This is a genomic window from Fischerella major NIES-592 (genome assembly GCF_001904645.1).
Taxonomy (GTDB): Bacteria; Cyanobacteriota; Cyanobacteriia; order Cyanobacteriales; family Nostocaceae; genus Fischerella; species Fischerella thermalis.
Genome location: NZ_MRCA01000008.1, coordinates 210,685 through 223,808, shown reverse-complemented (window position 1 = coordinate 223,808; position 13,124 = coordinate 210,685). Strand labels below are relative to the sequence as shown.

Sequence of the window (13,124 nt, the reverse complement as noted above, 5' to 3'; positions counted from 1 at the left end):
TTTATCGGTGTGTATCGGTGGTCGATTTCTAAAAAAACGTTTTTTACCAGGCGCCAAGAATATTGCGTCTCCATATTCAATTCACATCAGGCGTGAATTAGGAACGATGTATGATATGTAATTTTTACAGGTTCCAACCCAAAGCTGACGCTACCTGAGGGGCTAACTCTAGAGGATTAAACGGTTTAGCGATCGCTGCTTTTATACCCAACTGAGCATAACGGCGACGGTCAGAAGCTTGGATCTTTGCAGTTAATAAAATTACCGGGATCGCTTTTGTGATTTGATTTTCTTTTAGTCTCTCAAAAGTAGTCAGTCCATCCATATCTGGCATCATTACATCTAACAGAATTGCATCTGGTTGATAGTTCTCAGCTTTACTGATACCTTCTTTCCCAGAACCTGCTGTCAACACTTGCCACCCTGCCACTGTTTCTAAACAAACTTTCGCAACTTCTTGAATATATTCTTCATTATCAATTACCAACACTTTCTTAGTTTTCATTCTTATCCTCTTGTTTCCTATAATTAGTCAGAGCGAATAATCCCTAAAAAAGACTCCGCTACCTAGTGCGCTAACTCTGCGCTCCTCTGCGTTTCCAAACACCCAAGGCATACTATTCCATAGAGACAGAAGTACAAGTATTCTGACTTATTATCTCCGAATTTGATTGTGTAATTTTGTGCAATAATTGCATCACTCGATGTTCAAATTCTTGGGGGGTTACTTGTCCTTTTTCCAGAAATTCTGTATGTCCTAGCTTTAGTCGTTTTCTCTCAGACTCTTGCAATTGTTTGGCCGAATAAATCATCAGAGGAATCTTGCAAAGTTGGTTGTGTTGCTGTAGCCATTCCACAACCGTAAATCCATCACCTTCAGGCAAAACTAAATCCAGAATCAGCAAATCAGGCTTCACCTTTTGACTGAGACGAATTGCTTCTTTACCTGTTTTGGCATGAACAATATTAATATCATGAAGTTTAAACAGAGTTTGCAAAACTTCCGCCAACTCGGGATCATCCTCAACCAATAACACACGGATTTGTTTAGCAGAATTTGTGAGTGCTTGTCGTAACGACTCAAATAACAAGCTTTCTTCTAAAGGCTTACTAACCCAATTAACAAAATCTTGATTTGGTTTGCTGTTATCAGTAGGTGTGCAAACACTGCAAATAATAACTGGAATATCTTGAGTATCAACCCGTTGTTTAAGAACTGTCATTGTTTCCCAGCCATTCATACCGGGCATGAGTAAATCTAGTAAAATCACATCTGGATGGCTTGAAGACGCAACCGCGATCGCTTCTTCACCATTAGCGACTGTAACTACCCGATAGTGACGTTTTTCCAGAAGATTTTGTAACTGGCTGCGAATCTCAGGATCATCATCACAGACAAGCACCAAAGGTACATGATCACTGTCACGGTATTCTAATTGATTAATATGAGCATCCTGCAATATAGGTAGTGTAAAGTAAAAAGTACTACCCTCATTCAGCTGACTATCTACCCAAATTTCACCACCATGTTGCTGGACAATACTTCTACAAATCGCCAAACCCAAACCAGTACCCTCATGATTGCGAGAATCTGAAGAATCCACCTGTTGAAAGCGCTCAAAAATACTCTCTAATTTATCAGACGGGATACCGCGCCCGGTGTCACGGACTGTAAATAAGATATGGCAATTAGGAAAGTGGGGTGATGGGGTGATGGGGTGTAGACGCGCAAGCGGTGAGACAGGGCGGTCTTGGGGGTTTCCCCCATGAGCAACTGCGAACCCGAAGGGCTTCCCGTAGGGTAGGGGTGGTGGGGTGAAGTCTTCCCCACTCACCAACTCTGCGCTTAACCAAACTGTAGAACCAGCAGTAGAAAATTTGATGGCGTTACTGAGTAAGTTGGTTAGAGTTTGTACAATCCGATCAGGATCTGCCCATAGCTGTTGAGATAAGCTAGAAACCGAGAGAGTTACCTTAGCTTTATCAGCTAGGGGTTGCATGACATTGATTGCTTGGGCGATCAAATCAGCGACATTGCAGGTTTGTTTTTCCATTTTGACTTTACCTGATTCAATGCGCTCGATATCAAGGATGTCGTTGATCAGCCTGACAAGACGGTCGGTACTATCCACAGCAATTTGCAGCAAGCGTTTCCCTTGTTCTGAATCTGGTTTGATTAAACCACTGGCTAACATCCCCAAGGAACCATGAATCGAAGTTAGGGGTGTGCGGAGTTCGTGACTGACAACAGAAACAAATTCATCTTTCATCCGTTCTACTTGCTTGCGATCGCTTACATCTTGCAAGTAAACCGTATACACTATTTCTTGACCTAGTTTTAACTTAGAAATAGAAGCCTCTGCGGGAAACTCTGTTCCATCTTTGCGCCGCCCGTAAATTTCCCGACGTTCTCCCATCCTGCGGGCAACTTTTGTAGATCTACCAAAGTCTGCTACATACTGTCGATGCGCCTGGATATATTGCGATGGAATTAATAAATCTAGGGGCTGTCCCAAAACTTCTTGACTAGTGTAACCAAAAATTTTCTCTGCTCCTTGGTTAAACAGAGTAATCTTTTGACTACCATCAATAGAAATAATTGCATCATCTGCGATCGATACTATACCAGCAAACATCGCTTGGGAGTTCCGCAGTTCTTCTTGTGTGCGTTGGCGTTCGTTGAGTTCAGACTGGAGTTGTTGATTAATTCTAGTTAGCTCGGCTGTACGTTCTGCTACTCGTAGTTCTAATTCTTCTTTAGCTTGGCGCAATTCTTGTTCTATCGTCGCTTGTTGACGCAGGCGGGTGTTGAGTTGCGTCTCTGCTTGTGTGTTTCCTCCTTGGTAAATTTCTCGCATCCGTCGTAAGCTAACCCGTTCTAGACGATTGACAATCCTAGTCACGAGTTCTGGCCCGACGATGGGTTTGCTCACAAAGTCATCTGCACCGACTGCAAAAACCTGATTAACAATACCAGCATCGTTATGAACAGTGAGAAATAAGATTGGTAATTCACTCCATTGGGGATCATTGCGTACTACTTGGCAAAGTTCTATACCATTTATCCCTGGCATTTCGATATCAAGAATCAGTAAATCTGGTGTGACTGCTTCCAGAGTTTCCCAAAAATGCAGGGTATTTTGCAAATATGTAACTTTGATTCCCCAAGGCAGTAGTAATTTTTGTAATAAAGCTCCTATTTTTGGATCATCGTCTACAGCAAGTATGTGGGCTTCTGCATGGGGAGACTCTTGCAACACTTGATTGACTGCTTCTAACACTTGGTTAGCAGACATTGGCTTGGGTAAAAAGGTGTGTCCACCATTGCGAACAACTTGTAAACGATTGCTAAAGTCACTGTCTTTAGTTAAAACTATTACTGGTACGGGGGGTTTGCGTTGGTGTAATTCTGCTAGCAGGCTAAAACTGTCTTCATGATCTGAAGAAACATCTGGGTCTAGCAGAACAATACTAGGATGGTTTTGATACAGTATAGTTCTGGCAGTTGCAGTATCAGTAGCGATCGCCACCTGTAAATTTTTGTTAGCAGCTTCCTGTTGAATTTGTTCTGTGAAAGTGCGATCGCAATCTACCACCAACAACAAAGGATGATCATCTTCACAATGGAGTGTAAATTCTGCATCTTGCTTATTACCTGCAATTTCCTGACGTAATTGCTGTACCCAACTCAGCAGCTGAGTAGTATCATCTTCACTCAGAGTTTTATTAGCTTTTAGCAACTGCTCAATTCTATGTGCTAGTTGGGAACCAACAGCAAAACTAAAAGTACCCAATGAGCCAGCAAGGGTATGTGCTTCTTGAAGAGCCTGTTTTCTGAGCTTTTGATTCAATCTTTTACGCTTGGCATCCTCAGCAGCTTGCTCGAGCAATCCTACTTGTTCTTCTACCCTAGCTTTATATTTATTCCACACTCCAGTCACAGCTGCAAGTGTCTGTTGAGAAGACGGGACTGTAATAGACGACGCGGAGAATTTTTCATCTGTATTCCCCGTGTCCTCTTGTCCTCCTAGCCCCACCTCTTCCCTACGTGGTTTCAACCGATAACCTATACCATAGACTGTTTCAATTAGATCCCCAGGCGCACCCACGGCTTTTAATTTGTGCCGTAATCCTTTGATATGGGTACGAACAGCCTCTTCTCCTGGTATATCGTCATAAGACCAGAGATGCTCTAAAATCATGCCACAGCTAAAAACTCGGCGACTATTTCGCAAAAATAGCTCTAGCAAGGCATATTCCTTGGGAGTTAATGGCAGCAATTCCCCAGCATAAGTAACTTCACAACTAGTAGGATCAAGCCGTAAATTACCCCATTCTAAAACTGGTTGCGATATTGCTCCTCCGCGACGTAACAACGCTCTGATCCGAGCCACTAATTCTTCTTCATCAAAGGGTTTGACGAGGTAGTCATCTGCGCCAGCATCTAAACCAATTGCCTTTTCATGACTGCTATCGCAACCCGTCAACAACAGAATTGGCATTTGCAAGCCATGCGCTCTAATTTGCCGACACAGTGTAATACCGTCTATCTCCGGCAAGATCACGTCTAAGAGAATTAGATCATAATCAAAAGTTTGTATTAAATCCCAAGCTGCTTGACCATTAAAGGCTTCTTCCACAGCATAATTGTAATTCGTAAGGACAGCAGCAAGTACATGGGCAACAAGCTCATCATCCTCGACAATTAATATCTTCATTGTAAAGAATTTAATTATATTAATGAAAACAAAAGCTTATGGATGCAAATAGTTAAAATCTAAGTCAAAAAAATAAGCATCAATGTGATCTTAAAAAATATATCAAAAAGAGTTAATCGCGCTTTACAAAAGTCTAATTTAGTTTATAAGTTTAAATACAAATTCCATAACGTACTCCTATTGGAATGCACAGCGATCGCCACAAATTTAGTGTCTGCAGACAAATAGATGCAAAATTTGAACGATTTCACCCTGTCTAGTGACAGCTATATGTGTTGTTAGAAGTAAAAAATGTTTAAATAGCCCTAGTTAAAACTGACGCGGTGACTCAGCAATGGTATGAACTACGAAACTGCTTGCAAATTTCTCATAGATCAAACAATCGCCTCTGAAGAAAACCCCGATGCGCTACTCAGCCGCTTGCAGCAGGGGAAACCACCAGTTCCCGGTCAGATCACCTCAACTTTACTGGCGTTGAAAGTAGTGTTTGAAGGTCTCAAAGAAGCCACTACTATTGAACGAGAACTCGCCTACGCTTTATATCAACTCACCATCAAAACTCAAATGCTGTTTGCAGCAGGACGCAAAGCAGGGGTTGACTGGCCCCCTCTGCTGAAAGAAGATTTATTGAGAATAGCGATCGCCACTGAAAGTATCTTTTCTGGTAAATGGCAAAATTTACATTAATGGTTAGGGGTTAGGGGTTAGTGGTTAGTGGTCAAAAATCAACAACTAACTACTAACTACTAACTACTATCTACTTTTCAACTGCGCTTCTAGTTTATTCAAATCAGATTTGAGTAAAACAGTAATTTGACCAGTAAAAGCCTTACCGTTCTTTGGTTGGGCAATTTCTACCCAGTATGCGTAGCGATCGCCTACACGTAATTCTCCCCGCAAAGCTTCTCGGATGGGAGTTTTGGCAAAACGAGCCGAGTTAACGGTACTTTGACTAGGATATTCGTAGATTACCTGAGCGCGTCTAAAGTCTTGGTAAATATCCAAGCCATATAACACTCGCAATGATTCTTCCAGGCGCTCAAAACTCATGCCATTAATGGCATCATACATGCTCAGTCTCTCACTCCGAATGCGACTACGGTCTTTGATAAACTCCACTTTTCCAGGAGCAAATACCGATGCTTGAAAAGTGAATCGCTGGGCTGCTGTATCGCTTTTCTGTATAAAAAATTTCTCGTTAATATTGGGACGCAGGGTAGGGTGTGCTTGAATCCAAGCACCTACTTCTTCTGTCGTTTGTCCTGGCAAAGCCTTGGCTTGGTCAGCAAAAAATGTTCCCCCACAGAGATAGGGGACGAGAGAAAAAGGCAGTATCAAAACTTTCAGTAGGGAATTTTTTAGCATTTCTTTATACCAACCTTTATTAAAAGGACTAAACTCATCCCACACCTTGAAGGAGTGGTAATAGGTAATTAGCCCATTACCAAAGGCGGTGGATCATGGTTCATCCCGCCCTTTGAAGGAGTCGGATGAACCGCCGCCTTTGAGTGATTTTATTTTTCCCCTGCTGTCTTGATTTATTTATAAGTAATCCTACGGAATCATCGCGACTTTAATCACTTTGCGCGATCGCATATCACAAAACACAGCTTCCAAATCTTGCAAAGGACGCTGTTCGCTAATTAACAACTCAAAAGGAATTCTGCGACTAGCAATTAATGATAACGCTGCCCTGACAAACTCAGGGGTATTATGAAATACTCCTTTGAGGGTAAGTTCGCTGTAGTGGAGTTGTTCTGTGTTGACGGTAATTGTCGTGTCTCGTGGACAACCGCCGAATAAATTCACAGTTGCACCAGGACGGGCGCAGGCGATCGCTGTTTCCCAAACACTGGGTAAACCCGTTGCTTCAATGACTACATCTGCACCCCAACCATCTGTAAATTCTTTGACTAAGGTAGGTATATCTGGTAACTGTCGATAATTAAACGTCTGGGCTGCACCAAGTTTTTGACCAATTTTTAGCCTGTCGTCATTACCACCGAATAACAGTACTTCCGCCCCTAAATCATGAGTCAACTTAGCTACAAACATCAGCCCGATCGCCCCATCTCCCAAAACTACCACCCGATCTCCAGGCTTGACGTTGGAACGAGCTGCCCCATGTAGGACACAAGCTAGAGGTTCTGTCATCGCTGCCAATTCATAAGGTAAATCTTCTGGTATTGGCAATAAATTATGCTCTACAATCGGCGCAGGAATTCTGAGATATTCTGCAAAAGTACCGTTATTCCACGTCAAATTTGGACACAGAGAATACTCTTGACGTTGACAAAAAAAACAATTCATGCATGGAGCCGAATTATTAGCAACCACGCGATCGCCTATTTGCCAACCTGTGACACCTTCACCAATGGCAACGATTTGCCCAGCAGCTTCATGACCAAAGAGAGTAGGAGGTTTCAGCATCTTGGCATGACCGCCGCGACGCCACACTTTTAAATCTGTACCACAAGTTGTCGCCGCTCCCACTTGGATCACTACCTCTCCTTTTTTGGGAGTAGGGTCAGCAACTGTTTCCAAGCGTAAATTTTCTTTACCGTAAAGTAAGGCTGCTAGCACAGCTTATAACCCACTAATAAGCTCCAACTGATTTTATCAAAATCAGGGTCACGTCATTTGTCCTTTGTCATTCTTCATGGGCTATTAAACTGTTCCCTGCTCAGAATGATTAGTCATTGCTCTTACTTTGAATGCGTACGAGTATAGTTCTGCACATAGTCAGGTAGACTAATACCCGAGTGCAAATGAGGATCTGGAATTGCTACTCCAGCTTTCTGTTGCAATGGCAACACACCAGCCCATACAGACAAACTGTAATCTGCCTCATCATCGAGTGGCGGACCTGTCCGTACCTTTGCTGATGCTTCATCGAGTAGCAGAGATAATACTAAAGTTCCTTGCAGTTCTTGAAGACTAGGTGGGCGCACCTCTGCCCATCGTCCCGACATCACATGTTCAGTAAAAGTGTGCAGCGCTGCTAGCTTTTCTTCAGAACTTTCTACAGTTGTTGCTGTACCAAATATCACTACTGACCTATAGTTCATCGAGTGGTGAAAAGCAGACCGTGCCAGCACTAATCCATCAAGTAGCGTTACGGTAACGCAGACTTCGATGGCATTTTGGAGCGATCGCAACATCCTACTTGCAGGAGAACCATGAATATAAAGTCTGTCTCCCACCCTGCCATAAGCTGTAGGAATCACAAATGGTTGACCATCTACAGCAAACCCGACATGGCACACCAAACCTTCATCTAAAATGTCATAGATAACTTGACGTTCGTACTGTCCACGTTGGGGGACGCGCTTGATTTTAGTGCGTTGCGTCACAGGCAACACATTTTCACTACTATTACTCATGATCAAAAGCTTGTTTCTATAGCGTATACTGTCAGCTTAATTGTTCAAGTGGTCTACTACAAGAGCCACTTTTGTGTTGTATTATCAGTCTACTTATATTATACCAATTTTGGATTTTAGATTTTGGATTTTGGATTAAAAGCCTAGATTCATAGACTATTCCAGAACTTTGAAACCAGGCTAATTATGCAAAATTAGTATTAAATATCACACAAAACTAGAGTATGGATTTAGCGATCGCACTCGACAGTCATATAGATGTGCCATTACATCAGCAATTATACGAGGAAATACGTAAAGCAATACTCAACGGACGCCTGCTACCTAATCAACGTATTCCATCCACGCGAAAGCTCTCCAAGTCCTTGGGTATTTCTCGTACTACGGTGACTACTTGCTATGAGCAACTGCTCAGCGAAGGCTATATCAAAACTATTGTTGGTTCTGGCACATATATCTGCGATCAACTCCCCGACGATCTGCTAAATTCCACCCCGATTGAGTCTTGCTACAAGCAGACTTTTGGGCAAGGATCGCTATCTAAGTATGCCGTCAGTTTGATTGAAAATGATGTATCTATAACTACAGAAACTGATGCCCCTATTAACTTCCGTTATGGACGACCTGCTTTGGAATTATTTCCCATGCAACTGTGGCGGAAATTACTGTCTCGTCACTGTCGCTCCCATTGTCATTGGTTAGATTATGCGACAGACGCCTTGGGATATCAACCGCTACGGCAAGCGATCGCTCGTTACCTGTCCCACTCCCGTGCCGTGCAATGCGAACCTGAGCAAGTTTTGATTACTAATGGCACTCAACAAGCATTATATTTGGTGATGCGCTTGTTAATTGATCCTGGTGATGCTGTTGCTTTAGAAGATCCTGGTTATCTTAGCGCACGCCGTATCTTTTTAACCCAAGGTGCAAAGCTTCTACCAGTAGCTGTGGATGAGTCAGGTTTGATAGTGAGGGAGTTAGACAACTATAGGGATGAACACATTAAGCTTGTTTACGTGACTCCTTCTCATCAGTTTCCCACAGGAGCAATACTATCTCTGTCTCGGCGACTAGAGTTACTAGCTTGGGCGCATTCTCATGGGGCTATGATTATTGAGGATGATTATGACAGTGAATATCGCTATGGTGATAGACCAATACCAGCCCTACAAGGCTTGGATAAAAGCGATTGTGTGCTGTACATGGGTACTTTCTCTAAGGTACTGTTTCCTTCACTGCGAATTGGTTACTTAGTCTTACCCAAGAGTTTTGTGCCAATATTTGCTCGTGCTAAGTGGTTGAGCGATAGACACTTACCATTGTTAGAGCAGTGTGTTTTGACTAATTTTATTGAAGAAGGGCATTTAGAAAGACATATTAGAAAAATGCGTAAGCACTATGATCAGTGTCGCCAAGTTTTAGTAGAAGCCTTAAGCGATCGCTTTGGGGAACGAGTAACAATTTTAGGCGAGAAGGCTGGGCTGCATTTAATGGTGAAACTACACACGCAACTCACGGATGAGGAGATTATTGAGGGTGCTGCATCCTTGGGTGTGGGAATGATATCTGCTCAACCCCAATATCTCAGAGGGAATGTGACAGGCGAATTTATTTTTGGTTACTCGGAACTGACACAGCAACAAATCCGAGAGGGAATTTGCAGATTGGCTAAAGTTCTTGTTGCATAGTTAATCCCATTTAATCGTGAGAATCATTGTTGGGAAATAAGTAGGCGATCGCAGCCCAACCAGATAAAGTTAGTAAACTCACTAAAAATGCAGCCATAAAAATCATAGACATAATAATTTATAACTATCAGTCTGATATGAACTAGCTATGACTGTGCTATGTCAATTTCTTGTATTGAATTTCTGATAATGCAGCACGCAACTAAACACTGAAGAAGCCATCTTAATTATTGGTCATTGTGCTATTCACTCGCTTTCTTCATCACCCCATCACCCCATCTCCCACTCCTCTCAACTCTGGGCTGAATTTGAAGATAAAGGCAGACAAAAACGAAAAGTGCTACCTTGTCCTAGTTCACTTTCTACTTCCATATAGCCGCCTTGTAGCTCTACCAAGCGGCGGGAGATGGTTAAACCGATACCAGTACCACCAGAATGGCGATCGCGAGATTTGTCAGCTCGCCAGAAACGTTCAAATATATGGGGTAAATCTCCTGGTGCTATTCCCATACCTGTATCAATGACTGCTATCCAGAGTTTTGAGCCATCAACCCAAGCCTTGATAGTAATTTTGCCTTGATTTGTGTAGCGTACTGCATTGCCAATTAAATTTACCAACACCTGTTCTGTCCGATCAATATCTGCTAAGACGAAAGGTAGCTGGGGTGGAGATTCTAGTTGCAGAACCGGGCCATCTTCAAGTAATTGATCGGCAAACTTAGTTACTAATGACTCTAATAAAGGACGTATATTTACAGGCTGGATATTAATTGGCAAATAACCAGCTTCTGCCTTGGAAAGTTCTTGCAAATCATTGACTAAACGTTCTAAGCGCTTAGTTTCTCTAACTAACCGTAGATAAATTTCTGGGGAAGGTTCTATACTCCCATCAGCTAGTTCCTCCAAATAACCGCGTACCACTGTCAGGGGTGTCCGCAATTCATGAGTCATATCTCCTATTAATTCCCGCCGCCGCGTTTCTACCCCTTCTAAGCTGGCTGCCATACGATTAAAACTTGTCCCCAGTCTGTTAAGTTCTGGAATGTCGGACATCGGTAGGCGAGCATTTAGTCTACCTGTGGCGAACTCCTGGGTAACTTTTTCCATCTCGGTCAAACCTTGCATAATCCGCCTAGAAACCCAGAAGCTTAATCCTCCTGCTGCTGTACCACCGACTATCACTGACCAGATAGTACTGCGTCTCCACGCACCTTCAAATCCGTCAACTAATTCTGTACGGACATTAAATAATCTGTAACCTCGTTTTTCTAGTTGCTGTAAGTGCAGGACAAAAAAACGTGGAGAAGAAAGTTTGCTGATGATTACAAGGGTAAGTACCCCCACAATCATCACTACCAAGTGGGAGAAAAATAAGCGAGTTGCCAAAGGTAAGGACTTTGTTGATCGCCGACCCTTGTTAATCATTTAAACTTCACACTACATGAGAGTCTTCAAATTTGTAGCCTATGCCTACAACAGTTTTAACAAAAGTGGGATTAGCAGGATCTGGCTCTATTTTTTTCCGCAACCGCGCTATGTGAGTATCTACCACCCGTTCATCACCATAAAAGTTATCACCCCAAAGCTTGTCAATTAGCTGGCTGCGGTTCCAAACTCGACCAGGACTGCTGATAAAAGTACTTAACAAATTAAATTCTAGAGCTGTTAACTCTAGAATTTCTGGTGGCTGAGAATCTATCTGACGACTGATAGTACGCTGTTCTACATCTACTGTAAAATGTTGCGTACGATAAATTTGATGTTGACCCCCACCCCGCAGACTACGCCGCAAAAGAGCGCGCACTCTGGCAACTAGCTCTCTGGGGCTAAAGGGTTTCACCATATAATCATCAGCACCAGTAGATAAGCCAATCACACGGTCTATTTCCTCGCCTTTGGCTGTGAGCATCAATATATAAGGATCTTTTACCCCTGGTTTTTGGCGAATTCTGGCACAAACTTCTAGCCCATCTAAGCCAGGAATCATTAAATCCAGAATAATTAAGTCTGGTGGTTGCTCTTGAAACATCCGCAAAGCGGTGTTCCCATCGCGACAGATGCGACAAACAAATCCTTCTTTTTCTAGAGAATGTTGGATCAACTGAGCAATTTCCGGTTCATCCTCAACGATTAAAATATCCATTTGAGTAAGAGGCGAGTAAAATGCACAGAGTAAATTAAGAGCAGTTTACTCCAGAAAATATCTACTGCTCTGGCAAGATACCAGTATAGATGAGGATGAATTGATCAGGAAATTTTTATTGTAGGCTGGTGTTTGATAGAGGACGGTAGTTGTAACCAGAATTAGAGTCTTTTTGAATGTGTTGTTTGATTGTATCTAAGTCAATAAAGCAGTCAGCAACATCGATTAGACTATCACTGGTCATTGATCGGACGCTCACAATTTCTACTCGTACTCCTTTGTAAGCGATCGCGTTCACAGCATAGGCTAAATCTCCATCCCCACTCACTAAAACCGCAGTATCGTAGTAGGGAACTAAATTGATCATATCTACAGCCATTTCTACATCTAGATTGGCTTTTTTAGAACCATCGGGAAACTGGACTAATTCTTTGGTAACTACCCGATAACCATTACGACGCATCCACAACAGAAAACCCTGCTGTTTGTCATTATTGCGATCCACACCGGTGTAGAAGAATGCACGCAATAGTTTTGCATTCTCAGTTAAGCAACAAAGTAGTTTGGCATAGTCTATCTCAATTCCAAGTTGTAAAGCTGTATAAAATAGACTTGAACCATCAATAAAAATAGCCACACGACCGCGATTTGAGTGACTGGAAATGACTGTATCTGCTGAAGAATCTGGCATAATTAGATCTTCAGTTTCAATACTGGTGTCCATTACATTCTCTCCCTGCCATTGCGGTCTTTGTTTAAGTAATTTATATGAGTTTGTCTGTTTGCTAAAAGTAGTAAAATTCATTGATACCTCTTGATTTTAAATCTGGAAAGTTTTTCCTAAAATTTGTCAACACAAACACTTTACTGATTTGTGACTGTGACAGCAAAGCATATCTATTCATATGTGGACTCCTTACAGGCAGCATACTCTTTGGGAGAGAATTAAGTGAGTCATCAGCACATAATCCTATTTTAACTAGGCTATTACTCTTCGCTTCATGGCATCATCTGGCTTATCAAAATAAATGGCTGACATTAAAAGAAATTAATGTCAATCGTTTTAGTTAAGTATGCAACAAATGAATACTAATATATTGCTATATCCCCACATCGTCTGGACAATATCAATTTAAAAAGCTACTGATAAATCAAAGTTATCTGAAATTTATTGAAAATAGGATATGTATTT

General features: G+C 42.1%; 10 protein-coding genes. 2 read left to right on the top strand and 8 right to left on the bottom strand.

Annotated elements, in window-relative coordinates:
• Positions 1-124 precede the first annotated feature (124 nt).
• On the bottom strand, positions 125-505 hold the full coding sequence (locus NIES592_RS16110; protein WP_073556280.1) for a response regulator: 381 nt from the start codon (positions 503-505) through the stop codon (positions 125-127).
• Positions 506-617: 112 nt separating this feature from the next.
• Positions 618-4,718, bottom strand: coding sequence for a response regulator (locus NIES592_RS16105; RefSeq protein WP_073556279.1), 4,101 nt, complete (start codon positions 4,716-4,718; stop codon positions 618-620).
• A 339-nt stretch (positions 4,719-5,057) separates the two neighbouring features.
• Between NIES592_RS16105 and NIES592_RS16100 the strand changes: the two genes are divergently transcribed.
• Entirely contained in the window at positions 5,058-5,405 is a 348-nt protein-coding gene (locus NIES592_RS16100) for a hypothetical protein (RefSeq protein WP_009455095.1), read from the top strand.
• 66 nt (positions 5,406-5,471) lie between these two features.
• Here the strand turns inward: NIES592_RS16100 and NIES592_RS16095 are convergent, their stop codons facing one another.
• The 3 genes from NIES592_RS16095 to NIES592_RS16085 all read right to left on the bottom strand — a co-directional run bounded on the left by NIES592_RS16095 (position 5,472) and on the right by NIES592_RS16085 (position 8,101).
• Entirely contained in the window at positions 5,472-6,083 is a 612-nt protein-coding gene (locus tag NIES592_RS16095; RefSeq protein WP_062250583.1) for a hypothetical protein, read from the bottom strand.
• A gap of 189 nt (positions 6,084-6,272) precedes the next feature.
• A complete protein-coding gene (locus NIES592_RS16090) occupies positions 6,273-7,301 on the bottom strand; it encodes a zinc-dependent alcohol dehydrogenase (RefSeq protein WP_073556278.1) in 1,029 nt (342 codons plus the stop codon).
• A gap of 122 nt (positions 7,302-7,423) precedes the next feature.
• On the bottom strand, positions 7,424-8,101 hold the full coding sequence (locus NIES592_RS16085) for a pyridoxamine 5'-phosphate oxidase family protein (RefSeq protein ID WP_073556277.1): 678 nt from the start codon (positions 8,099-8,101) through the stop codon (positions 7,424-7,426).
• Between the two features lie 224 nt (positions 8,102-8,325).
• Between NIES592_RS16085 and pdxR the strand changes: the two genes are divergently transcribed.
• Entirely contained in the window at positions 8,326-9,789 is a 1,464-nt protein-coding gene (gene pdxR, locus NIES592_RS16080) for a MocR-like pyridoxine biosynthesis transcription factor PdxR (RefSeq protein WP_073556276.1), read from the top strand.
• Between the two features lie 291 nt (positions 9,790-10,080).
• On the opposite strand, the gene NIES592_RS16075 is transcribed toward pdxR, so the two are convergent.
• The 3 genes from NIES592_RS16075 to NIES592_RS16065 form a co-directional block, all read right to left on the bottom strand.
• A complete protein-coding gene (locus tag NIES592_RS16075; RefSeq protein WP_073556275.1) occupies positions 10,081-11,214 on the bottom strand; it encodes a sensor histidine kinase in 1,134 nt (377 codons plus the stop codon).
• A gap of 7 nt (positions 11,215-11,221) precedes the next feature.
• On the bottom strand, positions 11,222-11,932 hold the full coding sequence (locus NIES592_RS16070; protein ID WP_009455104.1) for a response regulator transcription factor: 711 nt from the start codon (positions 11,930-11,932) through the stop codon (positions 11,222-11,224).
• Positions 11,933-12,047: 115 nt separating this feature from the next.
• The gene (locus NIES592_RS16065) at positions 12,048-12,737 is read right to left on the bottom strand and encodes a LabA-like NYN domain-containing protein (protein ID WP_073556274.1); all 690 of its coding nucleotides are present in this window, start codon (positions 12,735-12,737) and stop codon (positions 12,048-12,050) included.
• Positions 12,738-13,124 lie beyond the last annotated feature (387 nt).